Origin of the sequence: Streptomyces sp. NPDC006339, assembly GCF_040612775.1 — a bacterium.
In the GTDB taxonomy this organism is placed as follows: Bacteria; Actinomycetota; Actinomycetes; order Streptomycetales; family Streptomycetaceae; genus Streptomyces.
On sequence record NZ_JBEXQW010000058.1, the window covers coordinates 20,779 to 46,259 of the forward strand.

A 25,481-nucleotide genomic window follows, 5' to 3' on the forward strand; every position below is an offset into this window, starting at 1 on the left:
GTACCGAGGAATCGTTACGGCAGCGCCAGCATCCGCTCGAGCGCCAGCTTGGCGAAGGACTCGGTCTCCCGGTCCACCTGGATCTGGTTGACCAGGTTGCCCTCGGCCAGCGACTCCAGCGTCCACACCAGGTGCGGCAGGTCGATCCGGTTCATGGTCGAGCAGAAGCAGACCGTCTTGTCGAGGAAGACGATCTCCTTGCCCTCGTCGGCGAACCGGTTCGCCAGGCGGCGGACCAGGTTCAGCTCGGTGCCGATCGCCCACTTCGAGCCGGCCGGGGCCGCCTCCAGGGTCTTGATGATGTACTCCGTCGAGCCCACGTAGTCGGCCGCGGCGACGACCTCGTGCTTGCACTCGGGGTGGACGAGCACGTTGACGCCCGGGATCCGCTCGCGCACGTCGTTGACCGAGTCCAGCGAGAAGCGGCCGTGCACCGAGCAGTGCCCCCGCCACAGGATCATCTTCGCGGCCCGCAGCTCCTCGGTGGTCAGGCCGCCGTTCGGCTTGTGCGGGTTGTAGACCACGCAGTCGTCCAGGGACATGCCCATGTCGCGGACGGCGGTGTTGCGGCCCAGGTGCTGGTCCGGCAGGAAGAGCACCTTCTCGCCCTGCTCGAAGGCCCAGTCCAGGGCCTTCTTCGCGTTGGACGAGGTGCAGATGGTGCCGCCGTGCTTGCCGGTGAATGCCTTGATGTCGGCGGAGGAGTTCATGTACGAGACGGGCACGACCTGCTCGGCGACGCCGGCCTCGGTCAGCACGTCCCAGCACTCGGCGACCTGCTCGGCCGTGGCCATGTCGGCCATCGAGCAGCCGGCGGCCAGGTCCGGCAGGACGACCTTCTGGTCGTCGCCGGTCAGGATGTCCGCCGACTCGGCCATGAAGTGCACGCCGCAGAAGACGATGTACTCGGCCTCCGGCTTGGCGGCGGCGTCGCGGGCGAGCTTGAACGAGTCGCCGGTGACGTCCGCGAACTGGATGACCTCGTCGCGCTGGTAGTGGTGCCCGAGGACGAAGACCTTGTCCCCGAGCTTCTCCTTGGCCGCGCGGGCGCGCTCCACCAGGTCGGGGTCGGACGGCGACGGAAGGTCGCCGGGGCACTCCACGCCGCGCTCGCTCTTGGGGTCGGCCTCGCGGCCGAGCAGGAGAAGGGCGAGCGGCGTCGGCTGGACGTCCAGGGGCTGGGCGGTGGTCACGTCACGCACCCTTTCTGCGGTGAGCCTCGAAAAACCTTTTCGTCGAAATGACGCTATCTATCATAACCGGTTCACGTCACTTTGACGATGTCCATAGTGTCGATGTGACGAATTCGCCTTCCGCGTCGCTGGACACGGTGTGCGAGCATGAAAGGGAAAGACACGCCTCGGCCCGGAATGAATCCGCGGCCCCGCCGGTTGCAACCGTCGGCAAGCAGTCTCCGTACCAACCCGGGAGAGAAGCAGATGTCCGTATCGGACGAGAAGACCACTGTCAGCGACGGCATCCTCCTGTCCGACGCCGCCGCGGCGAAGGTCAAGGCCCTGCTCGACCAGGAAGGCCGTGACGACCTGGCCCTGCGCGTCGCCGTTCAGCCCGGTGGCTGCTCCGGCCTGCGTTACCAGCTCTTCTTCGACGAGCGTTCGCTCGACGGCGACGTCGTCAAGGACTTCGGCGGCGTCAAGGTCGTCACCGACCGCATGAGCGCTCCCTACCTGGGCGGCGCCTCGATCGACTTCGTCGACACCATCGAGAAGCAGGGCTTCACCATCGACAACCCGAATGCCACGGGCTCCTGCGCCTGCGGCGACAGCTTCAGCTAAGCCGGCCGGCCTCGACGAGGCCGTGGGCACGCGCGAGGGCGGCACCCGGAGTCCCGGGTGCCGCCCTCGCGCGCGTCGGGCCGGTCCGTCCGCGCTACTTCCGCGGGACCGCCTGCCCGCTCGCCCGGTCCACGACCCGCCGGTCACCCAGCGGCTCCTGGAGCGTCACCGTCTTCGTCACCTCGACGGCGACCATGATGCAGGCCCTGCCCGGCTCGGTCGGCTTCTCGTCGACCCGGACCAGCACCTTCTCCGGGGTCTCCTGAGCGGTCACCGTGTACGTGCTGCACACCCCGCCCCAGAACGTCACCGACAGCTTCCGCCCGTCGGTCTCCGTCCGGTACGAGTCGATCCGGCGCACCGGCTCCTTCGACTCCTCCGGCGGCGCCGGGGACTCCTGGGCCACCGCCGACCGCACCACCGTGAACGGCTTCGCGCCCGGCTTCTCCCGCGCCTGGAACAGCCAGGCCGGTACGAGCGCCTGCTCGCCCTTCACGTCCTGGGCCGCGAGCCCGAAGACGGCGCCCGTGACCTCCACCACCTTCGGCGAGGCGGCCTCGCCGGAGGACTCGCAGGGCGCCTGCGGCAGCCCGGCCGACTCGCTCATGACGTCCGCGGGCGGAGCCGTCGCACAGCCACCGATCCCGACCGAGCCGGATCCCTTCGCGTCCGCGTTCAGCGCGTCGAGGGCCTGCCGCGCCCCGATCACCGGCTGCGGCGCGCTCTTCACCGGCTCCTTCAGACGGCCGCTGCCGGCCACGACGGAGCCGTCCGGCCCGACGTGCAGGCCGGTCGACCAGCCGTACGTGGGCAGGCCGCCCACCACCGGGTCGGCGTTCACCACCCGCACCGAGCCGTTCATCACCTGGCGCGCGTCCAGCTTCGCGTCGTCCTGGCCGATCGCCTTGAGCACCGGCGCCACGGCCGCCTTCGCCGCGGCCTCGCTCACCGGCGAACCCCCGCCGGCCGGCGGCTTCGCCTCGCCCGGTGGCGGGCACGCCTTGCCCTTCAGGCACGTGTCGCCGATCGGCCCGCCGTCCTGGCGGCTGAGGCTCCAGCTCCCCGGCGCCTTCGCCGAGACGTCCAGGCGCAGGCCCGAGCCGTCCTTCTCCGGGGCGAGCTGCCACACCTCGCCCACGAGCCGCGGCGTGCCCGGGACGCCGAGCGCCTGCCCCAGCCGGGCCACCTCCGCCGAGGTGACCCGGCCCTCGGGCCGGTGGACAGCGGCCGAGGAGGGCCCCTGGGGGAGGGGTCCCTTGGCCTGGTAGACGGTGCCGTCGCCACCGCCGGGGTCGGGCTCGCCCGGGGCGATCCCCGGACCGTCGCCGCCCCTGGCCGCGTCCCGCGCCGCCGGGGCCTCGCGTACCGCCTCACCGCTCCCGTCGGACGCCGTGGCGGCGTAGTAGACGCCCCCGCCGCTCACGAGGACGACGCCCGCCGCCACCGAGGCGACGAACAGCGGACCGCGCCTCCTCGGCCGGACCTCCGGTCGGATCTCCGTACTGCTCACCACACGCTCCTTCCCAAGGACACCCCTGGGACGGGAGCGACGCCCGATCGGTTCCGGGCGGCGCCGGACCGGACCCTCAGATTCCGTACTCGGAGGTGGCGGCGATCAGCCGGGCCGAGTCGGCCGGGACGTCCACGCCGTGGATCAGCGCGGGGGAGACCGGAGCGGCCTCGGGAGCGGACGGCGTCACCCAGTGCGGGGCCATCCGCGCACCGTCGCCGCACAGCTCGGCGAGGCTGAAGTCGGACTCCTGGGGCTCACGAGGAGCGGGGTACGGGGTCATGGCGGCACGGTACGCACGGCCGGGCTCCGCGGAAAAGACCTACTCTGGGGTAGTTTCCGCTGTTCGGCTTCGGCGTGCGCACCCGGTAGCGTGAACTGTCATTACCGTCCTCCCCGCAGGAGCGTCCCAGCCGTGCGTATCGCAGTCACCGGCTCCATCGCCACCGACCACCTCATGACCTTCCCGGGCCGGTTCGCCGACCAGCTCGTGGCGGACCAGCTCCACACGGTCTCGCTCTCCTTCCTCGTCGACAACCTCGACATCCGGCGGGGTGGCGTCGGCCCGAACATCTGCTTCGGCATGGGCCAGCTCGGTGGCAACCCGATCCTCGTGGGCGCGGCCGGCTACGACTTCGACGAGTACCGCGCCTGGCTGGACCGGCACGGCGTCGACACCGCCTCGGTCCGGATCTCCGAGGTCCTGCACACCGCCCGCTTCGTGTGCACCACGGACAAGGACCACAACCAGATCGGCTCCTTCTACACCGGCGCCATGAGCGAGGCCCGCCTCATCGAGCTCAAGGCCGTCGCCGACCGCGTGGGCGGCCTGGACCTGGTCCTCATCGGCGCCGACGACCCGGAGGCGATGCTCCGCCACACCGAGGAGTGCCGCGCCCGCGCGATCCCCTTCGCCGCCGACTTCTCGCAGCAGATCGCCCGCATGAACGGCGACGAGATCCGCACCCTCCTCGACGGGGCCACCTACCTCTTCTCCAACGAGTACGAGAAGGGCCTCATCGAGTCCAAGACCGGCTGGACCGAGCAGGAGATCCTGGAGCGCGTCGGCCACCGCGTCACCACCCTCGGCTCGCGCGGCGTGCGCATCGAGCGCGTCGGCGAGGACCCGATCGAGGTCGGCTGCCCGGAGGAGGAGGCCAAGGTCGACCCCACCGGCGTCGGCGACGCCTTCCGGGCCGGCTTCCTGACCGGCCTGTCCTGGGGCGTCGGCCTGGAGCGCGCCGCCCAGGTCGGCTGCATGCTCGCCACCCTGGTGATCGAGACCCTCGGCACCCAGGAGTACACGCTGCGCCGCACCAACTTCATGGAGCGCTTCGCCAAGGCGTACGGCGACGAGGCCGCCGCCGAGGTCCAGGCGCACCTCGCCTGACGGAGGGGTTCCACCCCGCCCCCGCCCCGCCCGTGCGGGCAGTCGTCCCGCTGGGGGTCCCCCCAGGGCGAAGCCCTAGGGGGAGGGACGGGTGGGCACACGGGACGGCGCCCTTCGCGGGCGCCTCCGCCCCTGTGCCCGCCCGCACCACGAGAGCGGCGCCCTTGCCGGCGGGTCACGTCACGCGGCGCACCACGTAGGCCGTGCCGCCCTTCGGGGACGGCTCCTCGCCCACGTACTCCTGGCCCCGCATCTCGCACCAGGCCGGGATGTCCAGGCGGGCGGCCTCGTCGTCGGAGAGCACGGTCACCGTGCCGCCCACCGGCACCCGGCCGATCACCTTGGCCAGCTCGATCACCGGGATCGGGCAGCGCTTCCCGAGCGAGTCCACCACCAGCGTCTCCGCAGCGCCGGGCGCCGCCGCCGGCTCCGGGGCGCCGAGCCGGTCCCGTACGGACCCGACCAGACCCGGCAGCACCTCCAGGAAGCGGTCCACGTCCTCCTCCGCCGTACCGGCCGGCAGCGACACCCGGACGTTCCCCTCGCTCAGCACCCCCATGGCGCGCAGCACATGGCTGGGCGTCAGCGTCGAACTCGTGCACGACGAACCGGACGAAACGGAGAAACCCTCCCGGTCCAGCTCGTGCAGCAGCGTCTCCCCGTCGACATAGAGACAGGAGAAGGTGACGAGATGGGGGAGCCGGCGCACCGGATCGCCCACCACCTCCACGTCCGGCACCAGCTCCGGCACCCGCGCCCGGATCCGGTCCACCAGACCCCGCAGCCGCGCCGCCTCGGCCGCCGCCTCCGCCCGCACCGCCCGCAGCGAGGCCGCCGCCGCCACGATCGCCGGCAGGTTCTCGAAACCGGGTGCCCGCCCCGCCTCCCGCTCGTCCGCCGGACCCCGCGGCGCGAACCGGACACCCTTGCGCACCGCGAGCAGCCCGACCCCCGCCGGCCCGCCCCACTTGTGCGCGCTCGCCGCCAGCAGCGACCAGCCCTCCGGCACCGGGCCCCAGCCCAGGGACTGCGCCGCGTCCACGAGCAGCGGCACCCCGGCCGCCCGGCACGCCTCCGCCACCTCGGCCACCGGCTGCTCGGTCCCGACCTCGTGGTTGGCGGACTGCAGACAGGCGAGCGCCGTACGGGAGTCCAGCGCACCCGCGAAGACCTCCGGGTCCACCGCGCCGGACCGCCCCACCGGCACCTCGGTCACCGACCCGCCGGCCGCCGTGTGCGCCTCGCCCGCGAGCAGCACGGAGGAGTGTTCGACCGCCGACACCACGAGCCGGTCCCCGACACGCCGACGGCCCGCGAGGGCTCCGGAGATCCCGGCGTGAACCGCGCGCGTCCCCGAAGGAGTGAACACCAGCTCGTCCGGGCGGCACCCCACCGCCTCCGCCGCCGCCTCCCGCGCCGCGTCCAGCAGCATCCGGGCCCGCCGCCCCTCCCGGTAGAGCCGGGCCGGGTCGGCCCAGCCCTCGTCCAGGGCGGCGAGCAGCGCCTGACGGGCGACGGGGTGCAGCGGGGCCGCGGAGGCGGCGTCGAAGTACGGCATCCGCCCACGCTAACCCCGCCGGGATGATCCGCCGTCAGAAGGCCCGCGCGCCGCCGGTCCGCCCCCGGTGCGCCGCCGTACGGCCCCGGAGGCCCCGCCGCGGAAGCCGGGAGTCCACCCCTTCGGGGAGTCGGACGGCGCGTTGGGCACCCTCCCCGCGCGACCCCAAATAGCGTCCAGTAGGGTTTGGTCCGCATAAACATCCAAACCCCTGCCCGCGGCCGGGGCGGCGACCGACCAGCGAGACGGACGGCCGTGGCCGACCAACGCGGGCCGAGACTCTCGGGAAGGCGCTACGTGAGTCCCAACGGCTCCGACCGCTCGTCGCGGCGCCCGATGCGGCGGAAGCTGCCGCAGGTGCTGACTGCGGGCCTGATCCTGGCGACAGCCACCGGCTGCTCGTACAACTGGGAAGACTTCCCCCGCCTGGGCATGCCCACCCCGGTGACGGAAGAGGCTCCGCGGATCCTCTCCCTCTGGCAGGGCTCGTGGGCGGCTGCGCTCGCCACCGGCGTCCTGGTGTGGGGCCTGATCCTGTGGGCGACCATCTTCCACCGGCGCAGCCGCACCAAGGTCGAGGTACCTCCGCAGACCCGGTACAACATGCCCATCGAGGCGCTGTACACGGTGACCCCGCTCATCATCGTCTCGGTGCTCTTCTACTTCACCGCGCGTGACGAGTCCAAGCTCCTCGCTCTCTCCGCCAAGCCCGCCCACACCATCAACGTGGTCGGCTACCAGTGGAGCTGGGGCTTCAACTACATCGAGAACGTGCCCGGTGTGACCGGCGACGCGAAGACGGACAAGAACCTCGCGACGCTTCCGGACCGGTACAAGAACGCGCTGCCGGACAACGCCGGCGGCGTCTACGACTACGGCATCCCCGGCACGCGGAACCCGCAGACCGGCAACCCGGGTCCGACCCTGTGGCTGCCCAAGGGGGAGAAGGTCCGGTTCGTCCTGACCTCCCGTGACGTCATCCACTCGTTCTGGGTGGTCCCCTTCCTGATGAAGCAGGACGTCATCCCCGGTCACCCGAACGCCTTCGAGGTCACCCCGACCCAGGAGGGCACCTTCCTCGGCAAGTGCGCCGAGCTGTGCGGTGTCGACCACTCCCGGATGCTCTTCAACGTCAAGGTGGTCTCCCCGGAGCGCTACCAGCAGCACCTGAAGGAGCTGGCGGAGAAGGGGCAGACCGGCTACATCCCGTCGGGCATTGCGCAGACGGACCCGGCCAGGAATGCGGAGAAGAAGCAACTGTGAGCATCCTCAACGAACCCCAGGGTGCGGCCGCGGCTGAGGACTCGTACGAGAACGAGCTCCCGGTACGCCGCAAGCAGCCCGGCAACGTCGTGGTGAAGTGGCTGACCACCACCGACCACAAGACCATCGGTACGATGTACCTGGTCACGTCGTTCGCCTTCTTCTGCATCGGCGGCCTGATGGCGCTCTTCATGCGCGCCGAGCTGGCCCGTCCGGGCACGCAGATCATGTCGAACGAGCAGTTCAACCAGGCGTTCACGATGCACGGCACGATCATGCTGCTGATGTTCGCGACGCCGCTGTTCGCCGGTTTCGCGAACTGGATCATGCCGCTCCAGATCGGCGCCCCCGACGTCGCGTTCCCGCGACTGAACATGTTCGCCTACTGGCTGTACCTGTTCGGCTCGCTCATCGCGGTGGCCGGCTTCCTCACCCCGCAGGGTGCGGCCGACTTCGGCTGGTTCGCCTACGCCCCGCTGTCGGACGCGGTCCGCTCGCCGGGTGTCGGCGCCGACCTGTGGATCATGGGTCTGGCCTTCTCCGGCTTCGGCACGATCCTCGGCTCGGTCAACTTCATCACCACGATCATCTGCATGCGCGCTCCCGGCATGACGATGTTCCGCATGCCGATCTTCACCTGGAACGTGCTGCTGACCGGTGTCCTGGTCCTGCTCGCCTTCCCGGTCCTGGCCGCCGCGCTGTTCGCCCTGGAGGCGGACCGCAAGTTCGGTGCCCACGTCTTCGACGCGGCCAACGGCGGTGCCCTGCTGTGGCAGCACCTCTTCTGGTTCTTCGGACACCCCGAGGTGTACATCATCGCCCTGCCGTTCTTCGGCATCATCTCCGAGGTCATCCCGGTCTTCAGCCGTAAGCCGATGTTCGGCTACATCGGTCTGGTGGCCGCGACCATCGCGATCGCCGGTCTGTCCGTGACCGTGTGGGCGCACCACATGTACGTCACCGGTGGCGTGCTCCTCCCGTTCTTCTCCTTCATGACGTTCCTCATCGCCGTACCGACCGGCGTGAAGTTCTTCAACTGGATCGGAACGATGTGGAAGGGCTCGCTGTCCTTCGAGACCCCGATGCTCTGGGCCGTCGGCTTCCTGATCACCTTCACCTTCGGTGGTCTGACCGGCGTCATCCTGGCCTCGCCCCCGATGGACTTCCACATCTCCGACTCGTACTTCGTGGTGGCGCACTTCCACTACGTCGTCTTCGGCACCGTGGTCTTCGCGATGTTCTCCGGCTTCCACTTCTGGTGGCCGAAGTTCACCGGAAAGATGCTGGACGAGCGCCTCGGCAAGATCACCTTCTGGACGCTGTTCGTGGGCTTCCACGGCACGTTCCTGGTGCAGCACTGGCTGGGCGCAGAGGGCATGCCGCGTCGTTACGCGGACTACCTGGACGCCGACGGCTTCACCGCCCTGAACACGATCTCGACGATCTCGTCCTTCGTGCTCGGTCTGTCGATCCTGCCGTTCTTCTACAACATCTGGAAGACCGCCAAGTACGGCAAGAAGATCGAGGTCGACGACCCGTGGGGCTACGGCCGTTCGCTCGAATGGGCGACGTCCTGCCCGCCGCCGCGGCACAACTTCCTCACCCTGCCGCGGATCCGTTCCGAATCCCCGGCGTTCGACCTGCACCACCCTGAGATCGCGGCTCTCGACCAGCTCGAGAACAAGCCTCACGAGGTGGCGGCCCTCAGCGGCGGCAAGGAGGCCGGCAAGTGAAGATCCAGGGCAAGATGTTCATCTGGCTGAGCGTCTTCATCCTTGCCATGGCGGTCCTCTACGGCGTCTGGTCCAAGGAGCCGGTCGGTACGACGGCGCTCTTCCTGGCCTTCGGCCTGTGCATCATGGTCGGCTACTACCTGGCCTTCACGGCCAAGCGGGTCGACGCCATGGCGCAGGACGACAAGGAGGCCGACGTCGCGGACGAGGCCGGCGAGGTGGGCTTCTTCGCCCCCCATAGCTGGCAGCCGCTCTCGCTGGCCCTCGGTGGTGCGCTGGCCTTCGCCGCGATCGCCATCGGCTGGTGGCTGCTGTACTTCTCCACGCCGCTGATCCTGGTCGGTATCTTCGGCTGGGTGTTCGAGTTCTACCGCGGTGAGAACCAGAACCAGTAGAGCAGCGCTCTTGTAGTACCCCGAGGGGCCCGGTCACTTCGTCCGACGAAGCGGCCGGGCCCCTCGTTTGCCCCGCTCGGCGCGCTGGGCGCGAGGAAAGTTCTTACCGTGAGGTCATGAACGACACGCCGCGCAATCGGACCGTTCCGATCTGCACTCTTATGGCCCTCACCGTCGTCGCGGGCGCCACCGCGTGTGCGGGCTCCGGAGACCATCCGCTGTCGGCGAGGCCCTACGACGCGGCGGACCAGGTCGCCTTCAACGCGCCCGCCGGCGGGCGGAAGGCCGACCCCGACAAGCCGCTGGAGATCACCGCCAAGGGCGAGGAGGGCCGGATCACCGACGTGACCGCCCTCGACGAGTCCGGGCACCACCTGGCCGGCGAACTCACCGCCGACGGGCGGAAGTGGCGCTCCACGGCCGCGCTCGCGGCCGGCGCCCGCTACACGGTCCGGGTGGCCACCGAGGACGAGGACGGCGCCCCAGGGGCCCGTACGTTCACCTTCGAGACGGCACCGGCCAAACGGGTCCTCACCGTCACGTTCGGCCCGGAGGCGGGCAAGTACGGCGTCGGGCAGCCCGTCACCGCCGACCTGAGCCTCCCGGTCAAGGACAAGGCGTCCCGCGCCGTCGTCGAACGGGCGCTCAAGGTCCGCTCCGTCCCCTCGGTCGAGGGCTCCTGGTACTGGGTGGACGACAAGAAGCTGCACTACCGCCCGAAGGAGTACTGGCCCACCGGCGCGACCATCGACGTGACCGCCAACCTGGCGGGCATCAAGGTCGGCGACAAGCTCTACGGCGGCGCGTCCAAGCCGCTCAGGCTCACCACCGGGGACCGCATCGAGGCCGTCGCCGACGCCGGCACCCACTACATGACGGTGCGCCGCAACGGAGAAGTGATCAACACCATTCCGGTGACCACCGGAAAACCGGGCTTCTCCACCCGTAACGGGATCAAAGTGGTGCTCGGCAAGGAGTACTACGTCCGGATGCGGGGCACCAGCATCGGCATCTCCGAGGGCAGCTCCGAGTCCTACGACCTGCCGGTCTACTACGCCACCCGGGTCACCTGGAGCGGCGAGTACGTCCACGCCGCCCCCTGGTCCGTCGGCTCCCAGGGCGTGGCCAACGTCAGCCACGGCTGTGTCGGCATGTCGACCGGCAACGCCGCCTGGTTCTACAAGACCGTCCGCCCCGGCGACATCGTCAAGACCGTCAACAGCTACGGCAAGATGATGGACACCTTCGGCAACGGCTTCGGCGACTGGAACCTGCCCTGGGACCAATGGCGCAAGGGCAGCGCCCTGGTGGCCGACACGGGCAACCCCCTGGCCACCGAGGACGCCAAGGCCCGCCTGAGGCCCTCTCTCTGAAGGGTGGGTGCTACGCGTCGATCGACAGGCGCGAGCGCAGCAGGGCAGCCAGGGACGCCGCGAACTCGACCGGTTCCACCGGGAGGGTGACCGCGGCGTCCGCGCGGCTCCAGGTGGCCAGCCAGGCGTCCTGCGGGCGGCCGATCAGCAGCAGGACCGGAGGGCAGTGGAAGACCTCGTCCTTGATCTGCCGGCAGACGCCCATGCCGCCGGCCGGCACCGCCTCGCCGTCGAGCACGCACACGTCGATGCCGCCCTGCTCCAGGGCCGTCAGCACGGCGGGCAGCGTCGCGCACTCGACGAACTCGACCGGGGGAACATCGGCGGCGGGCCTGCGGCCGGCCGCGAGGCGGACCTGCGCGCGGGTGTTCGCGTCGTCGCTGTAGACCAGGACCGTGGCGCTCGACTGCATCGTTCCTCCGTGAAGGTGGTCGGTCGTTGCGCGGATGCTACTCCGCTCCACAGCCCGTCAACACCCGTTCAACACCTGTTCGAAGGGTGGCGGAAGGCCGCTTCGATGGGCCGTTCGGGCTGGACACGCACCCCGGACACTCCGAACGGCACCCCCCGGAGTGAGGGCGGGATAAGCGACCGACATAATGTCGGTCGTGGCGACAGTAACGACAGTAGAAACAGGGCACGCGCACCCGTCGGTCAATCGACCGAACCTCACCAGCGTCGGAACCATCATCTGGTTGAGCTCCGAGCTGATGTTCTTCGCGGCCCTCTTCGCGATGTACTTCACCCTGCGATCCGTGATGGGCGCGGAGTACTGGGCGGAAAAGGCGGACGCCTTGAACCTCCCGTTCTCCGCGACGAACACCACGATCCTGGTGCTCTCCTCCCTCACCTGCCAGCTCGGCGTCTTCGCCGCGGAGCGGGGCGATGTGAAGAAGCTCCGGTCGTGGTTCATCATCACGTTCGTGATGGGCGCGATCTTCATCGGCGGCCAGGTCTTCGAGTACACCGAGCTGGTCAAGCACGAGGGCCTCTCGCTCTCGTCCGACCCGTACGGCACGGTGTTCTACCTGACCACCGGCTTCCACGGCCTGCACGTGACGGGCGGTCTGATCGCCTTCCTGCTGGTCCTGGGCCGGACGTACGCCGCCAAGAGGTTCACTCACGAGCAGGCAACCGCCGCCATCGTCGTGTCCTACTACTGGCACTTCGTCGATGTCGTCTGGATCGGCCTCTTCGCCACGATCTACTTGATCAAGTAATCGGGCCCCGCCTCCGGGCGGGCCGACTCATCCAGCAAGCATCGACGCAGAAGATCCTGACACCGGGGTAATCCGTGAAAAAGCTCTCCGCACGACGACGCCATCCGCTGGCGGCGGTCGTCGTCCTACTTCTCGCGCTGGCGGCAACTGGGGGGCTGTACGCCGCGTTCGCGCCCGCGGGCACGGCCAAGGCCGATGAAACCGCCCAGTCCCTCGCCATCGAGGAGGGCAAGAAGCTCTACTCCGTCGGTTGCGCAAGCTGCCACGGAACCGGCGGTCAGGGCACCTCTGACGGCCCGTCCCTGGTCGGCGTGGGCTCGGCGGCCGTGGACTTCCAGGTCGGCACGGGCCGCATGCCGGCCCAGCAGCCGGGCGCCCAGGTCCCGAGGAAGAAGGTCATCTACTCGCAGGCTGAGATCGATCAGCTCGCGGCGTACATCGCCTCCCTCGGTGCCGGTCCGATCACACCGACGGAAGGCCAGTACGACCCTGCCGGCGCGAACGCCGCCAAGGGCGGCGAGCTGTTCCGCTCCAACTGTGCCCAGTGCCACAACTTCACCGGTGAGGGCGGCGCGCTGACCCACGGCAAGTACGCCCCGAGCCTCGAAGGCGTCAGCCCGAAGCACCTCTACGAGGCCATGCAGACCGGCCCGCAGAACATGCCCTCCTTCCCCGACACGACGATGCCGGAGCAGCAGAAGAAGGACATCATCGCCTACGTCCAGGCCGTCAACGGCGAGAAGGCCGACAACCCGGGTGGTCTCAAGCTGGGCGGGCTCGGTCCCGTCAGCGAGGGTCTGTTCGCGTGGATCTTCGGTCTGGGCGGACTGATCGCAGTTGCCATCTGGGTCGCGGCCCACACCGCTAAGGCCAAGAAGTCATGAGTACCCAAGAGAATTCAGAAGAGAACCTGCCGACCGAGCAGGACACCGCGCACGGCGCGGTGAAGGTCGCCGACGACCCGTTCGCCGACCCGGGCCTTCCGCCCCACAAGCCGCGCATCCAGGACATCGACGAGCGGGCCGCCAAGCGGTCCGAGCGCGCGATCGCCTTCATGTTCACGCTGTCGATGCTGGCCACGATCGGCTTCATCGCCTCGTACGTGATCTTCCCGGTCGACAAGATCGTGTACATCTGGCCCTTCGGCCGGGTGTCCGCGCTCAACTTCGCCCTGGGCTGGACGCTCGGCCTGGCCCTGTTCTTCATCGGCGCGGGCGCGGTCCACTGGGCCCGTACCCTCATGTCCGATGTCGAGGTCGCCGACGACCGTCACCCGATCGAGGCGTCGCCCGAGGTCAAGGCGAAGGTCATGGCGGACTTCGCGGCCGGTGCCGCCGAGTCCGGCTTCGGCCGCCGCAAGCTGGTCCGCAACACGCTCTTCGGCGCGCTGGCCATGGTGCCGCTCTCCGGTGTCGTGCTGCTCCGTGACATGGGCCCGCTGCCCGAGAAGAAGCTCCGGTCCACCATGTGGGCCAAGGGCAAGCAGCTCATCAACATGAACACGCACGAGCCGCTGCGTCCCGAGGACGTCGCGGTCGGTTCGCTGACCTTCGCGATGCCCGAGGGCCTGTCGGAGCACGACCACCACTTCCAGACCGAGATCGCCAAGGCCGCCCTGATGATCGTCCGGATCCAGCCGGAGGACATCAAGGACAAGCGCGAGCTCGAGTGGTCGCACGACGGCATCGTCGCCTTCTCGAAGATCTGCACCCACGTCGGCTGCCCGATCTCCCTGTACGAGCAGCAGACGCACCACGTGCTCTGCCCGTGCCACCAGTCCACCTTCGATCTGTCCGACGGCGCCCGCGTCATCTTCGGCCCGGCCGGCCACGCCCTCCCGCAGTTGCGGATCGGCGTGAACGACAAGGGCTTCCTGGAGGCGCTCGGCGACTTCGACGAGCCCGTCGGCCCTGCCTTCTGGGAGCGCGGATGAGCACTGTGACCAATACGCAGAAGAAGGCCCCCGCCGGTGAGCGGGTCGCCGACTGGGCCGACGGCCGCCTGGGGATCTACACGCTGGCCAAGGCCAACATGCGGAAGATCTTCCCGGACCACTGGTCCTTCATGCTGGGCGAGGTCTGCCTCTACAGCTTCCTCATCATCATCCTGACGGGCGTCTATCTGACGATGTTCTTCCACCCGTCGATGAACGAGGTGGAGTACACCGGACCGTACGTCCCGCTCCAGGGACAGCTCATGTCCGAGGCGTTCAACTCGACCATGCACATCTCCTTCGAGGTGCGCGGTGGTCTGCTCATCCGGCAGATCCACCACTGGGCGGCGCTGATCTTCCTCGCCGGCATGTTCGTGCACATGATGCGCGTGTTCTTCACCGGCGCGTTCCGCAAGCCGCGTGAGATCAACTGGCTGTTCGGCTTCCTGCTGTTCTTCCTGGGCATGTTCACCGGCTTCACCGGTTACTCGCTCCCGGACGACCTGCTCTCCGGCACCGGTGTCCGCTTCATGCAGGGCGCGATCCTGTCCGTGCCGATCGTCGGTACGTACCTGTCGATGTTCCTGTTCGGCGGGGAGTTCCCCGGCGGCGACTTCGTCGCCCGGTTCTACTCGGCGCACGTGCTGCTGCTCCCGGGCATCATGCTCGGCCTGGTGGTCGCTCACCTGATCCTGGTGTTCGTCCACAAGCACACGCACTTCGAGGGCCCCGGCCGCACGAACAAGAACGTCGTCGGCATGCCGCTGCTGCCGGTGTACATGGCCAAGGCCGGAGGCTTCTTCTTCCTGGTCTTCGGTGTCATCGCGGTCATCTCGGCGATCGCCTCGATCAACCCGATCTGGGCGCTCGGCCCGTACCGTCCGGACCAGGTGTCGACCGGCGCCCAGCCCGACTGGTACATGGGCTTCGCCGAGGGTCTGATCCGTGTCATGCCGGGCTGGGAGATCAACATCTGGGGCCACACCCTGGTCCTGGGCGTGTTCATCCCGCTGGTGATCTTCCCGCTGGTGCTCGGCGCGATCGCGGTCTACCCGTTCATCGAGTCCTGGATCACCGGCGACAAGCGCGAGCACCACATCGCGCAGCGCCCGCGCAACGCTCCGACGCGCACCGCCTTCGGTGTCGCCTGGATCACCGCGTACATGATCATGCTCGTCGGTGGTGGCAACGACCTCTGGGCCACGCACTTCCACCTGTCGATCAACGCGATCACGTGGTTCGTCCGGATCTTCTTCTTCGTCGGCCCGGTCATCGCGTTCATCGTCACCAAGCGGATCTGCCTCGGCCTCCAGCGCCGGGACAAGGACAAGGTGCTGCACGGTCGCGAGTCCGGCATCATCAAGCGCCTGCCGCACGGTGAGTTCGTCGAGGTCCACACCCCGCTCAGCCAGGGCGAGCTGCACAAGCTCACCGCGCACGAGCAGTACGCGCCGGCCGAGCTGCCGCCGGCCGTCGACGAGAACGGTGTGGAGCGCAAGATCGGCCGCATGGAGAAGCTCCGGGTCAAGCTCAACCGGGGCTACTACGGCGCCGACAACCAGGTCGCCAAGCCCACCGTCGAGGAGTACAAGGAGATCCAGAGCGGCCACGGCCACCACTGATCCCCTTGACCTCCTGATGTAGGTCGCCACGGCGAGAGCCCCGTCCATTCGATGGACGGGGCTCTTCGCCGTACCGGGAGATCGATAGGGTGGGGACACCCGTGGAGACACGCCCGTACGACACACCAGGAGCGACCATGAGCGCTGTGAACCCCGCTGGAGGCGACACCGCGGCGGGCCGCTCCTGGCCCGTCGTCCTGGACGGTCTGCTGAGCGGCCGCGACCAGAGCGCCGAGGACACGGCCTGGGCCATGGACCGGATCCTGCGCGGCGAGGCGACGGACGCGCAGATCGCCGGCTTCGTGGTCGCCCTGCGCGCCAAGGGCGAGACCGTGGAGGAGATCACCGGTCTCGTCCGGACCATGTACGCGCACGCCAACACCATCGAGGTGCCGGGCGCCACCGTCGACATCGTCGGCACCGGCGGTGACGGCGCCAAGACCGTGAACGTCTCCACCATGTCGGCGATCGTCGTGGCCGGCACGGGCGCCAAGGTCGTCAAGCACGGCAACCGGGCCGCGTCCTCGGCCTCCGGTGCCTCCGACGTCCTGGAGAAGCTCGGCGTCAACCTGGAGCTGACCCCGCGGCGGGTGGCCGAGGTCGCCGAGGAGGCGGGGATCACCTTCTGCTTCGCGGTCAAGTTCCACCCGGCGCTCCGCCATGTGGCCATGGCCCGCAAGGAGCTCGGCATCCGCACGGTGTTCAACTTCCTGGGACCGCTGACCAATCCGGCCCGGGTCAGGGCCCAGGCCACCGGAGTCGCCGACGCCCGGATGGCGCCGATCGTCGCCGGGGTGCTCGCCGAGCGCGGCTCCTCCGCGCTGGTCTTCCGGGGCGACGACGGCCTGGACGAGCTCACCACCACCGCGACCTCGCGGGTCTGGATCGTCCGGGACGGCACCGTCCGCGAGGAGCACTTCGACCCCCGGGACGTCGGCATCGACCTGGTGCCCGTGGAGGCCCTGCGCGGCGCCGACGCCTCGTACAACGCCGACGTCGCCCGGCGGCTGCTCGCCGGCGAGACCGGTCCGGTACGGGACGCGGTGCTGCTCAACTCGGCGGCGGCGCTGACCGCCCTGGAGCCGGGGGAGGGCACCCTGGCGGAGCAGTTGCGGGCCGGCATCGAGAGGGCGGCCGAGTCCATCGACTCCGGTGCCGCCCGGCGCGCCCTGGAGCGGTGGGTCGCCATCAGCAACGCGTAGGCGGCGCGACGCGCGGCCCCGTCCGGAATGCGGACGGGGTTGCGCGTCGACGATCACCTGGCATAGCTTCTGAACCAGGTCATGAGTGACAGCCATCAAGGCCCCGGCCGGCTGTCCGGCAACCCTCCGTCCGTGGCGGGGTGCCCCGGGTGAAGACCAGGCCGTGGACAGAAAGGTCCGCGGCAAGCGCGGACCCCTGCACACTCTCGACAGTGTGTGGCCCTGGGGTCCTTGGTCCTCAAGGGAGCAGTCTCGTGAGCAAGCGAATGCGTTAGGGCCTCGAAGCCCCTTCTTCGCCATCCCCTTTTCCCTTTTTCCGTGCCTCCGCGGTCGTGTGTCCCGTCGCGTCGAGGCGCTGAATTCGCCTGCCTTGTACGGGAGTTCGCCATGTCCGTGATCACTGCTGCCACCGACCCGTCCGTCTGTGCCCCGCTGGCCGTCCTGGGCCGGGACGTCACCGTCCCGCTCGTCACCGGCGGCGAGGTCACCTACGCCGCGCTCGACTACGCGGCCAGCGCCCCGGCCCTCCAGCGCGTGTGGGACGACGTCGCCGCGTACGCCCCCTACTACGGCAGCGTCCACCGCGGCGCCGGCTACCTCTCCCAGTTGTCCACCGACCTCTTCGAGAACAGCCGCACCACCGTCGCCGCATTCCTCGACTGCCGCCCCGAGGACCAGGTCGTCTTCACCCGCTCCACCACCGACTCGCTCAACCTGCTCGCCCGGGCGCTCCCCGCCGACTGCCAGGTCTTCGTCTTCGAGACCGAGCACCACGCCTCCCTGCTGCCGTGGGGAGACGCCCGCGTGACCTACCTCGACGCGCCGCGCACCCCGGCCCAGGCCGTCGAGATCCTCGAGCGCGCGCTCGCCGAGCGCGACCCCTACGGCCCGGCCCTGGTCTGCGTGACCGGCGCGTCCAACGTCACCGGTGAGCTGTGGCCGGTGCGGGAACTGGCCGCCGCGGCGCACGCGCACGGCGCCCGGATCGTGCTCGACGCCGCCCAGCTCGCGCCCCACCACCCCGTCTCCGTACGGGACTTGGACGTCGACTGGGTCGCCTTCTCCGGTCACAAGCTGTACGCCCCGTTCGGCTCCGGCGTCCTCGCCGGCCGGGCCGACTGGCTGCGGGACGCCGAGCCGTACCTCGCGGGCGGCGGCGCCTCCCGCACGGTGGCGCGCCGCGCCGACGGTGGCGTCGACGTCGAGTGGCACACCACCGCGGCCCGCCACGAGGCCGGCTCGCCCAACGTCATCGGTGTCTACTCCATCGCCTCCGCCTGCAAGGCCCTCACCGAGGCCGGTTTCGACCGGCTCGTCGCCCGCGAGCGGTACCTCATCGCGAAGGTCCGCGAGGGCCTGGCCGACGTGCCCGAGGTGCGGGTCCTGTCGCTCTTCGGCGAGGACGCCCCCCGGGTCGGCGTCCTCTCCTTCGTCGTCGAGGGCTGGAACAGCTCCCACTTCGCCGCCGCGCTCTCCGCCGAGTACGGCATCGGCGTCCGCGACGGCCTGTTCTGCGCCCACCCGCTGGTGCGCACCCTGCTCGGCAGCGACCCGCAGGACCCGGGCGCGTGCGGCGCCCCCGAGGCGAACCCGGGGGAGAGGTCGCTCAACGCGATCCGGGTCAGCTTCGGCGCGGGCACGCCCGACGAGCACGTGGAGCGGTTCGTCGGCGCGGTGAAGGAGCTGGTCCGCGACGGCGCCCGCTGGACGTACCGCACCGAGGACGGCCGCTGCGTCCCCGACCGGGGATGACCGCTCCCTCATACGGGTGAAGCCGGCCTCCCGCGGGGGAGAGGCCGGCTTCGCCGCTGTCCGTACGGCCTCAGGACTCCAGGCCGATGGCGAAGGCCGCGTCCAGGTCGTGCTGGGAGTAGGCGCGGAAGGCGACGTGCGTGTCGGTGGCCTCGACGCCCGGGATCTTGGAGATCCGGCCGGGGATCACATCGGCCAGGTCGTCGTGGCGCGGCACCCGGACCATGGCGATCAGGTCGTAGGTCCCGGTGACCGAGAAGACCTCGCTGACGGAGTCGATCGCGGCGATCGCCTCGGCGATCTCGGGGATGCGGTCCACGCTGGTCTTGATGAGCACGATCGCGGTGATCACGGCTGGCTTTCTCCCTCGGTGGCCGCGGCTGGGGGTTTCACTCTATCGGCACGTCTGTACCGCGCCCACGCGTAGACGAACCCGAAGCCGAAGCCCAGCACGTGCGCCAGATACGCCACGCCGGGCCCCGACCCCGCCGAGCGGGCCGCCAGCCACTGGAGCACGAACCAGAAGATCAGCACGATCCAGGCCGGGAAGCGCAGCGGCAGGAAGAAGAGGAAGGGGAAGAGGCTGGTCACCCGGGCGCGCGGAAAGAGATAGAGGAAGGCGCCGAGCACCCCCGAGATCGCCCCCGACGCCCCGACCAGGGTCTGCGCGCTGTCCGCGTGCGCCGTCGCGTAGCCGAGCAGCGCCAGATATCCGCAGCCCAGATAGAACAGGCCGAAGCCGATCCGGCCCATCCGCTCCTCGGTCATCGCCCCGAAGACGTAGAGGAACAGCATGTTCCCCAGCAGGTGCAGCCAGCTTCCGTGCACGAAGAGGGCGGTCAGCGGGGTGAGCAGGGCGCGCGGATCGCCGCGCGTCAGGTCGGCGGGAATCACCCCCCAGCGCTGGAAGTACGTGCTCTGCGCCACGAGCAGCTCGTCACCGGTGCCGTACACCGGATTCAGTCCCGCCACCGGACTCACGGCGAAGAGCAGCACGCAGCCGGCGATGAGGCCGTAGGTCACGGTCGGTCCGTTCCGGGCGCCCCGCCAGGCGCCGAGGGTCACGCCCCGCCAGTCGATCATGGACAGATCATGGCGTACCGGGGCCCACAGGGACAGAGTGCCTCGCCGTGACACGGGGTACCCGCGAGGCCGTAGGGTTACGGGCAGTACTCCCGCAGTTCGACGGCGCACCGCGGGCCCGTGACGCTCGTACGGAAAGAGGACGGCACGATGACGACGGTTCCCCTGCCGACCGCCGACACCCGCTGGCGCTGCACGCTCTGCGGCAACCTGACCCGCTTCGATGTGACCCGCTCGTCCAAGGTCGTCGAGTACGTCCATCTGGACCTCGCCGGAGAGCCCAAGGTGGAGGAGCGCGAGGTGGTCAGTGAGACCATCGAGTCGGTCCGCTGCCGCTGGTGCAACGCGGTGGACCAGATCGAATTGGTGGACAGGCCGGGCGCCGCTTCCTGAGAAGCGGCCCCTCGAGGGCGACGACAGGGAGAGGGGTGACGGATCGTGGCGCAGCCCGCGCACGGTGATGAGCCGACGGGCTCGGCGGACGACGCCGCCGAGGTGCTCGACCGGCCCCTGCCCGAAGCCGTACGGCGGAAGGTCGTCGCGCTGGTCGCGGACGCCTTCGGCGGGCTGACCGTCGCCGAGCTGCCCGCCCCGCTGCGGCAGTACGCCCGTTTCACCGCCCCCCGGCGGGCCAAGTTCGCCGGGAACGCGATGGCCGCCGCCCTGGAGAGCGACCCGCTGTTCCGGCAGCGGATCGGGGAACGCTTCAAGGAGTCCCAGCCCGAGCTGGCCGGGGCCGTGGAGGCCGGTGCCCCGCCCGCCGCCGCCGACCCGGTCGACGTGGCGGCCGCCGCCTATGTGCTGCGCCCGGCCGGCTGGGGCAAGCTGGTCGCCGCCGCCGGCGAGGAGGCGCAGCGCGCCGACGCCGAGCGGGCCGACGAGGCGAGCCGGCGCGAGCTGGAGAGGCTCCGCGAGGAGGTCGCCGGCGCCAAGGAGCGCGCGAGGGCCGAGACCGAGCAGCTCCGGCACGATCTGGAGGCCGCCCGCAAGGAAGCCGAATCGCTTCACCGCAAGCTGCGCAGCGCCCAGAGCGACGTCAAGCGCGGTGAGGCGGCGCTGCGGCGCGCCCAGGCCGAGATCGACACCGCCCGCACCGAGGCCGCCGCCCAGGTCTCGGCCGCCGAGAGCGAGACCCGCCGCCTCAAGGCCCGGCTCGGCGAGGTGGAGGCCGCCCTGGAGGCCAGCCGGCGGGCCGCCCGCGAAGGCCGCTCGGTGGAGGACATGCGGCTGCGGCTGCTCCTGGACACGGTGCTCGACGCGGCCCAGGGGCTGCGCCGTGAACTCGCCCTGCCCCCGGTCTCGATGCACCCCGCGGACACCGTGGACGCCGTCGAGCCCGGCCGGATGTCGCCGAAGGACATCGCCGCGCGCGCCCTGTCCGAGACCGACCCGGCCCTCCTCGACCAGCTCCTCGAACTGCCCCAGGCGCACCTGGTGGTGGACGGCTACAACGTCACCAAGACCGGCTATCCGACGATGCCGCTGGAGAAGCAGCGGCTGCGGCTGCTCGGCGGTCTGTCCGCGCTCGCGGCCCGCTCCGGCGCGGAGATCACCTGTGTCTTCGACGGCGCCGAGCTCGCGGCGCCGGTGCTGCTCGCCCCGCCGCGCGGGGTGCGGGTGCTGTTCTCGAAGCCCGGTGTGACGGCCGACGAGCTGATCCGTCAGCTCGTGCGCGCGGAGCCGCCGGGCCGCCCGGTCGTGGTGGTGTCCACCGACCGGGAGGTGGCCGACGGGGTCGCCAAGTCCGGTGCGCGGCCCGTGGCCTCGGCGTTGTTGCTGAAGCGGCTTTCGCGCCTCTCGTGACGTCTCGTCACCGCTGAGCCCTCGTGGGCGTGATGTCCGGATTGTTGTCCGCGCAGGGTCAACTGTCCACTACTGCCCGTGGGATGTATGTAAATAACTTGTCGAGCGGGCGAGATTTTGCCCGTGGGGATTTGAACTGATCACAAGATGGTCACTAGGGTCGGGCCTCGAACCTTCGCGCGGTTGATCATCCATCGGGGATGACAGCGATGGTCCCGCCTGCCGCAGTTCTGGCCTGGCGGCTCGAGGAAGAAGGAGCTCGCCTTCGTGGCGTCCCACCGTCGACCCAAGCAGCCCAGCCGCACCCGTGTGACCGTGCTCACCGCCACCGCCGCGGCAGCCGTCGCACTGTCCGCCCAGACCGGCGCACAGGCGGCCCCCAAGCCGAAGATCGACGAGGTCAAGTCCAAGGTCGACAAGCTGCACCACGAGGCCGAGGAGGCCACGGAGCAGTACAACCTCGCCGAGGAACGCAGGGGCAAGCTGCAGAAGGAGATCGGCGCCCTCCAGGACAAGGTCGCCCGCGGCCAGGAGGAGCTCAACACCCTGCGCGGCCAGATCGGTTCGGTCGCCAGCGCCCAGTACCGCTCCGGCGGCATCGACCCGGCGCTCCAGCTCTTCCTCTCCTCCGACCCGGACACCTACCTCGACAAGGCGTCCGCGATCGACCAGCTCGGCGCCAAGCAGGCCGACGTCCTGCAGTCCATCCAGGCCAAGCAGCGCACCCTCGCCCAGCAGCGGGCCGAGGCGACCACGAAGCTCGCCGACCTCGAGGACGTCCGCAAGACCCTCGGCGAGAAGAAGAAGAAGTTCCAGGGCAAGCTGGCCGAGGCGCAGAAGCTCCTCAACACCCTGACCGCCGCCGAGCGCGCCAAGATCCAGCAGGAGGAGCAGCGCGCCAGCCGCGCCGCCGGCGACCGCGTCGACCTCGGCAACGAGGTGCCCGCCTCCCAGCGCGGCGCCGCCGCCCTCAACGCCGCCGCCACCCAGTTGGGCAAGCCGTACGTCTCCGGCGCCGAGGGCCCCAACTCGTACGACTGCTCCGGTCTGACGCAGTGGTCCTACCGGCAGGCCGGTGTCGGCATCAGCCGCACCACCTACACCCAGCAGAACGACGGCGTGAAGATCGGCCGCAGCCAGCTCAAGCCGGGCGACCTGGTCTTCTTCAACGGCCTGTCCCACGTGGGCCTGTACGCGGGCAACAACACCATCCTGCACGCCCCGAAGCCGGGCGCGGTGGTGCGCTACGAGTCGATGGACTACATGGGCACCTTCCAGTTCGGCGTCCGCATCTGACGCCTGGGCACGCCACGGACCACGCCCCCGATCGGGTGGTTCGCCGGACCCCGAACTGACCTGACGCCCCGCCGGTGACCTGTGTTCTCCGGCGGGGCGTCACTTTGCGTGTGCGGCGCCTTCGTTGGAGGCGGCGGTGGGAGCGGCTACTGTCTGCCGCGCCAGTCCGTCGAGCCGAACAGGAGCGTGATCCTTGGCGACCCACCGACGACCCGCCAGGGTCACCGTCCTCACCGCGGCGGCCGCCACCGCCGCCACCGCACTCGGAGCCGTCCCCGCGACCGCCGACCCGGGCGGCGCCACGCCGGAGTCCACCCGGGCCACCGTCGACCGGCTCTTCGAGGAGGCCGAGAAGGCCACCGAGGGGTACAACCGGGCCGACGAGAAGGCCGACCGGCTGCGCACCACGGTCTCCCAGGCCCAGGACAGCCTCGCCCGCGGCCAGGAGCGGATCAACCGCATGCGCGGCGCGCTCGGTTCGGTCGCCGGCGCCCAGTACCGCTCCGGCGGCATGGACCCGGCCCTCGCCCTGCTGCTCTCCTCCGACCCGGACAGCTACCTCGAACGGGCCTCCGTCCTCGACCGGGCCACCGCCCGCCAGGGCGCCGCGCTCGGCGAACTCCGCCGCGAGCTGCGCGAGCTGGCGCAGGAACGGACCGAGGCGAGCCGGGCCCTCGCCGAACTCGAGCGCAGCCGCGCCGAGGTCGCGAAGCACAAGCGCACCGTCGAACGGAAGCTCGCCGAGGCCCGCCGGGTGCTCGCCGCCCTGTCCGCCGAGGAACGGGCGAGCTTCGAACGGGCCTCCCGCTCCGGCCGCGAGGCCCTCGGCGAGGAACTCCCGCCGCTCGGCGACCTCGGCCCCTCGCGCGCCGCCGCCGCGGTGATCGCCGCGCGCAGCGCCATCGGCAAGCCGTACGTGTGGGGCGCGACCGGCCCGTCCGCCTTCGACTGCTCGGGCCTGATGGTCTGGTCGTACCGCCAGGCCGGCATCGCCCTGCCCCGCACCTCCCAGGCCCAGCGGAACGCGGGCCGCCGCGTCCCGCTCTCCCAGGCGCAGCCCGGCGACCTCGTCACCTACCGCGGCGACGCCAGCCATGTGGCGATCTACGCCGGCAACGGCCAGGTCATCCACGCCCCCTACCCGGGCGCGCGGGTCCGCTACGACCCGGTGAACATGATGTCCCACGCGACGGTGACCCGGGTCTGACCCGGCCCCGTACGATCGGGGGCATGACGGAACGGGGCAGGCGGGCGGCGCGCGGCGCGGCCGTGTGCACGCTGTCGGCCCTGCTGGCCCTCGCCGGCTGCACCGCCCCCGCACCGGACGAGCCCGCCCGCGCCGAGGTGCAGCGCCTCCTCGACCGGCGCGCCGAGGCCCTGCAGAGGCGGGACGAGGCCGGCTACCTCGCCGCCCTCGACCCGGCGCTCGTCCCCGCCGCGCGGACCGAGTTCGGCCGCCTGGCGAAGATCCCGCTCGGCGGCTGGGCCTACCGGGTCACCGACGTCGACCCGGCCGGCCCGGGACGGGCCACCGCCGAGACCGAACTCGGCTACCGCGTCGAGGGCTACGACTCCGCCCCCGCCACCCTCCGGCGGGTCCTGGACCTCGCCGAACGGGACGGCCGCTGGTACGTCACCGGGGACCGCGCCGCCCACGGCGCCCCGCAGCCGCTGTGGCAGCAGGGCGAGGTCCGCGCGGTGACCGGCCGCCGCAGCCTGGTCCTGGGCGTCGGCCAGCGCCCCGAGCGGCTGCGGGAGATCGCCGACGCGGCGGACCGGGCCGTGCCCGCCGTCGGCGCCGCCTGGCCCCGGCCCTGGGCCGGGCGGATCGTGGTCCTGGTCCCGGCGTCGGTGGACGCCATGGGCCGGCTGCTCGGCGCGCCCGCCGCCTCCTACCGCGGGATAGCGGCGGTCACCACCGGCGAGGTCGGCGGCGGCCCCACGGCGCCCGCGGACCGGGTGATCGTCAACCCGGACGCGTACGGGGTGCTCGGCGGCTTCGGCCGGCAGTTCGTCCTCACCCACGAGACCACGCACGTCGCCACCCGGACCCGGACCACCCCGTCCACCCCGGTCTGGCTCTCCGAGGGCTTCGCCGACTGGGTCGCCTACCGCGGCACCGGCCGCACCCCCGCCCAGGCCGCCCCGGAGCTCGCCCGCGAGATCCGCGCGGGCCGGCTCCCCGCCGCCCTGCCGGACGACAGCGCCTTCACCTTCGGCGGCGACGCGGACACGATGGCCCGCGCCTACGAGAGCGGCTGGCTGGCCTGCGCGCTGATCGCCGACCGCTGGGGCGAGCGGAAGCTCACCGCCTTCTACGACGCGGTCGGCGCCCACCCGCGCCGCGAGGGCGCCGTGGAGAAGGCCCTCGCGGACGTCCTGGCCACCACACCCGAGGAGTTCACGTCCCGCTGGCGGGCGTATCTGGGCGAGAAGCTGGGCTAGGCCGTGTCTTTTGGATCTTGCCGGGCTCGCGACTCCCCCAGAGCTTCGCCTGGGAGGTGCCCCCATGCGCACGCACGCTCGCCGCGTTGTCGTCGGTCGCCGATGTC

At 70.7% G+C, this 25,481-nt stretch carries 24 protein-coding genes and 1 riboswitch; of the genes, 17 read left to right on the forward strand and 7 right to left on the reverse strand.

Features of this window, described 5'->3' with window-relative positions:
- Positions 1-14 precede the first annotated feature (14 nt).
- Positions 15-1,202, reverse strand: coding sequence for a quinolinate synthase NadA (gene nadA, locus ABZ135_RS33185; protein WP_356701135.1), 1,188 nt, complete (start codon positions 1,200-1,202; stop codon positions 15-17).
- A 237-nt stretch (positions 1,203-1,439) separates the two neighbouring features.
- On the opposite strand from nadA, the gene ABZ135_RS33190 reads away from it, so the two are divergent.
- On the forward strand, positions 1,440-1,796 hold the full coding sequence (locus ABZ135_RS33190; RefSeq protein WP_019885637.1) for an iron-sulfur cluster assembly accessory protein: 357 nt from the start codon (positions 1,440-1,442) through the stop codon (positions 1,794-1,796).
- Between the two features lie 94 nt (positions 1,797-1,890).
- Here ABZ135_RS33190 and ABZ135_RS33195 read toward each other — a convergent pair whose 3' ends face one another.
- Both ABZ135_RS33195 and ABZ135_RS33200 read right to left on the reverse strand, forming a co-directional pair.
- On the reverse strand, positions 1,891-3,306 hold the full coding sequence (locus ABZ135_RS33195) for a hypothetical protein (RefSeq protein ID WP_356701137.1): 1,416 nt from the start codon (positions 3,304-3,306) through the stop codon (positions 1,891-1,893).
- A gap of 76 nt (positions 3,307-3,382) precedes the next feature.
- The gene (locus ABZ135_RS33200) at positions 3,383-3,589 is read right to left on the reverse strand and encodes a hypothetical protein (protein ID WP_356701139.1); all 207 of its coding nucleotides are present in this window, start codon (positions 3,587-3,589) and stop codon (positions 3,383-3,385) included.
- 132 nt (positions 3,590-3,721) lie between these two features.
- On the opposite strand from ABZ135_RS33200, the gene ABZ135_RS33205 reads away from it, so the two are divergent.
- Positions 3,722-4,696: a carbohydrate kinase family protein gene (locus ABZ135_RS33205; RefSeq protein ID WP_356701141.1), complete on the forward strand. Its 975-nt coding sequence runs from the start codon at positions 3,722-3,724 to the stop codon at positions 4,694-4,696.
- 175 nt (positions 4,697-4,871) lie between these two features.
- Here ABZ135_RS33205 and ABZ135_RS33210 read toward each other — a convergent pair whose 3' ends face one another.
- Positions 4,872-6,254 carry an aminotransferase class V-fold PLP-dependent enzyme gene (locus ABZ135_RS33210; protein WP_356701142.1) on the reverse strand — a complete coding sequence of 461 codons (1,383 nt, stop codon included), beginning with the start codon at positions 6,252-6,254 and terminating at the stop codon, positions 4,872-4,874.
- A 297-nt stretch (positions 6,255-6,551) separates the two neighbouring features.
- Here ABZ135_RS33210 and coxB point away from each other — a divergent pair, with 297 nt between their 5' ends.
- The 4 genes from coxB to ABZ135_RS33230 all read left to right on the forward strand — a co-directional run bounded on the left by coxB (position 6,552) and on the right by ABZ135_RS33230 (position 11,018).
- Complete coding sequence (gene coxB, locus ABZ135_RS33215) at positions 6,552-7,517, forward strand: cytochrome c oxidase subunit II (protein ID WP_345489086.1); 966 nt, start codon at positions 6,552-6,554, stop codon at positions 7,515-7,517.
- On the forward strand, positions 7,514-9,250 hold the full coding sequence (ctaD, locus tag ABZ135_RS33220) for a cytochrome c oxidase subunit I (RefSeq protein WP_356701144.1): 1,737 nt from the start codon (positions 7,514-7,516) through the stop codon (positions 9,248-9,250). The genes coxB and ctaD overlap by 4 nt, the downstream gene beginning before the upstream one ends.
- Complete coding sequence (locus tag ABZ135_RS33225) at positions 9,247-9,645, forward strand: cytochrome c oxidase subunit 4 (RefSeq protein WP_356701146.1); 399 nt, start codon at positions 9,247-9,249, stop codon at positions 9,643-9,645. The genes ctaD and ABZ135_RS33225 overlap by 4 nt, the downstream gene beginning before the upstream one ends.
- Before the next feature lie 116 nt (positions 9,646-9,761).
- Complete coding sequence (locus ABZ135_RS33230; protein WP_356701148.1) at positions 9,762-11,018, forward strand: Ig-like domain-containing protein; 1,257 nt, start codon at positions 9,762-9,764, stop codon at positions 11,016-11,018.
- Between the two features lie 10 nt (positions 11,019-11,028).
- Here ABZ135_RS33230 and ABZ135_RS33235 read toward each other — a convergent pair whose 3' ends face one another.
- Positions 11,029-11,430 (reverse strand): hypothetical protein, encoded by a 402-nt coding sequence (locus tag ABZ135_RS33235; RefSeq protein WP_356701149.1) that lies wholly within the window; start codon positions 11,428-11,430, stop codon positions 11,029-11,031.
- Between the two features lie 187 nt (positions 11,431-11,617).
- Here ABZ135_RS33235 and ABZ135_RS33240 point away from each other — a divergent pair, with 187 nt between their 5' ends.
- From ABZ135_RS33240 to ABZ135_RS33265, 6 genes are all read left to right on the forward strand, one after another.
- Positions 11,618-12,238: a heme-copper oxidase subunit III gene (locus tag ABZ135_RS33240; protein ID WP_356701151.1), complete on the forward strand. Its 621-nt coding sequence runs from the start codon at positions 11,618-11,620 to the stop codon at positions 12,236-12,238.
- Positions 12,239-12,312: 74 nt separating this feature from the next.
- Positions 12,313-13,122, forward strand: coding sequence for a c-type cytochrome (locus ABZ135_RS33245; RefSeq protein ID WP_356701153.1), 810 nt, complete (start codon positions 12,313-12,315; stop codon positions 13,120-13,122).
- Positions 13,119-14,171, forward strand: a complete 1,053-nt coding sequence (locus ABZ135_RS33250) for a Rieske 2Fe-2S domain-containing protein (protein ID WP_356701155.1) — start codon at positions 13,119-13,121, stop codon at positions 14,169-14,171. Before ABZ135_RS33245 ends, ABZ135_RS33250 begins: the two co-directional genes overlap by 4 nt.
- Positions 14,168-15,793 (forward strand): cytochrome bc complex cytochrome b subunit, encoded by a 1,626-nt coding sequence (locus ABZ135_RS33255; protein ID WP_356701157.1) that lies wholly within the window; start codon positions 14,168-14,170, stop codon positions 15,791-15,793. The genes ABZ135_RS33250 and ABZ135_RS33255 overlap by 4 nt, the downstream gene beginning before the upstream one ends.
- Positions 15,794-15,930: 137 nt before the next feature.
- On the forward strand, positions 15,931-16,995 hold the full coding sequence (gene trpD / locus ABZ135_RS33260) for an anthranilate phosphoribosyltransferase (RefSeq protein ID WP_356701159.1): 1,065 nt from the start codon (positions 15,931-15,933) through the stop codon (positions 16,993-16,995).
- A 77-nt stretch (positions 16,996-17,072) separates the two neighbouring features.
- Positions 17,073-17,190, forward strand: a riboswitch (SAM riboswitch).
- Between the two features lie 192 nt (positions 17,191-17,382).
- Positions 17,383-18,747, forward strand: coding sequence for an aminotransferase class V-fold PLP-dependent enzyme (locus tag ABZ135_RS33265; protein ID WP_356701161.1), 1,365 nt, complete (start codon positions 17,383-17,385; stop codon positions 18,745-18,747).
- 70 nt (positions 18,748-18,817) lie between these two features.
- On the opposite strand, the gene ABZ135_RS33270 is transcribed toward ABZ135_RS33265, so the two are convergent.
- Both ABZ135_RS33270 and ABZ135_RS33275 read right to left on the reverse strand, forming a co-directional pair.
- Positions 18,818-19,099, reverse strand: coding sequence for an Lrp/AsnC ligand binding domain-containing protein (locus tag ABZ135_RS33270; protein ID WP_356701163.1), 282 nt, complete (start codon positions 19,097-19,099; stop codon positions 18,818-18,820).
- Complete coding sequence (locus ABZ135_RS33275) at positions 19,096-19,830, reverse strand: rhomboid family intramembrane serine protease (protein ID WP_356701164.1); 735 nt, start codon at positions 19,828-19,830, stop codon at positions 19,096-19,098. Before ABZ135_RS33275 ends, ABZ135_RS33270 begins: the two co-directional genes overlap by 4 nt.
- Before the next feature lie 150 nt (positions 19,831-19,980).
- Between ABZ135_RS33275 and ABZ135_RS33280 the strand changes: the two genes are divergently transcribed.
- The 5 genes from ABZ135_RS33280 to ABZ135_RS33300 all read left to right on the forward strand — a co-directional run bounded on the left by ABZ135_RS33280 (position 19,981) and on the right by ABZ135_RS33300 (position 25,374).
- Positions 19,981-20,223: a hypothetical protein gene (locus ABZ135_RS33280; RefSeq protein WP_345489112.1), complete on the forward strand. Its 243-nt coding sequence runs from the start codon at positions 19,981-19,983 to the stop codon at positions 20,221-20,223.
- A 45-nt stretch (positions 20,224-20,268) separates the two neighbouring features.
- Positions 20,269-21,633 (forward strand): NYN domain-containing protein, encoded by a 1,365-nt coding sequence (locus ABZ135_RS33285; RefSeq protein WP_356701166.1) that lies wholly within the window; start codon positions 20,269-20,271, stop codon positions 21,631-21,633.
- 267 nt (positions 21,634-21,900) lie between these two features.
- Complete coding sequence (locus ABZ135_RS33290) at positions 21,901-22,929, forward strand: NlpC/P60 family protein (RefSeq protein ID WP_356701168.1); 1,029 nt, start codon at positions 21,901-21,903, stop codon at positions 22,927-22,929.
- A gap of 193 nt (positions 22,930-23,122) precedes the next feature.
- Positions 23,123-24,136, forward strand: a complete 1,014-nt coding sequence (locus ABZ135_RS33295) for an NlpC/P60 family protein (protein ID WP_356701170.1) — start codon at positions 23,123-23,125, stop codon at positions 24,134-24,136.
- 23 nt (positions 24,137-24,159) lie between these two features.
- Positions 24,160-25,374: a hypothetical protein gene (locus ABZ135_RS33300; RefSeq protein ID WP_356701172.1), complete on the forward strand. Its 1,215-nt coding sequence runs from the start codon at positions 24,160-24,162 to the stop codon at positions 25,372-25,374.
- The last annotated feature ends 107 nt before the right edge of the window (positions 25,375-25,481 follow it).

Excerpts from the sequence above, each read along its gene's own strand:
- ABZ135_RS33190 (WP_019885637.1), top strand. The coding sequence starts at position 1,440 with ATGTCCGTATCGGACGAGAAGACCACTGTCAGCGACGGCATCCTCCTG.
- ABZ135_RS33200 (WP_356701139.1), bottom strand. The coding sequence starts at position 3,589 with ATGACCCCGTACCCCGCTCCTCGTGAGCCCCAGGAGTCCGACTTCAGC.
- ABZ135_RS33210 (WP_356701142.1), bottom strand. The coding sequence starts at position 6,254 with ATGCCGTACTTCGACGCCGCCTCCGCGGCCCCGCTGCACCCCGTCGCC.
- ABZ135_RS33230 (WP_356701148.1), top strand. The coding sequence starts at position 9,762 with ATGAACGACACGCCGCGCAATCGGACCGTTCCGATCTGCACTCTTATG.
- ABZ135_RS33235 (WP_356701149.1), bottom strand. The coding sequence starts at position 11,430 with ATGCAGTCGAGCGCCACGGTCCTGGTCTACAGCGACGACGCGAACACC.
- ABZ135_RS33240 (WP_356701151.1), top strand. The coding sequence starts at position 11,618 with ATGTCGGTCGTGGCGACAGTAACGACAGTAGAAACAGGGCACGCGCAC.
- ABZ135_RS33250 (WP_356701155.1), top strand. The coding sequence starts at position 13,119 with ATGAGTACCCAAGAGAATTCAGAAGAGAACCTGCCGACCGAGCAGGAC.
- ABZ135_RS33255 (WP_356701157.1), top strand. The coding sequence starts at position 14,168 with ATGAGCACTGTGACCAATACGCAGAAGAAGGCCCCCGCCGGTGAGCGG.
- trpD (WP_356701159.1), top strand. The coding sequence starts at position 15,931 with ATGAGCGCTGTGAACCCCGCTGGAGGCGACACCGCGGCGGGCCGCTCC.
- ABZ135_RS33265 (WP_356701161.1), top strand. The coding sequence starts at position 17,383 with ATGTCCGTGATCACTGCTGCCACCGACCCGTCCGTCTGTGCCCCGCTG.
- ABZ135_RS33275 (WP_356701164.1), bottom strand. The coding sequence starts at position 19,830 with ATGATCGACTGGCGGGGCGTGACCCTCGGCGCCTGGCGGGGCGCCCGG.
- ABZ135_RS33280 (WP_345489112.1), top strand. The coding sequence starts at position 19,981 with ATGACGACGGTTCCCCTGCCGACCGCCGACACCCGCTGGCGCTGCACG.
- ABZ135_RS33300 (WP_356701172.1), top strand. The coding sequence starts at position 24,160 with ATGACGGAACGGGGCAGGCGGGCGGCGCGCGGCGCGGCCGTGTGCACG.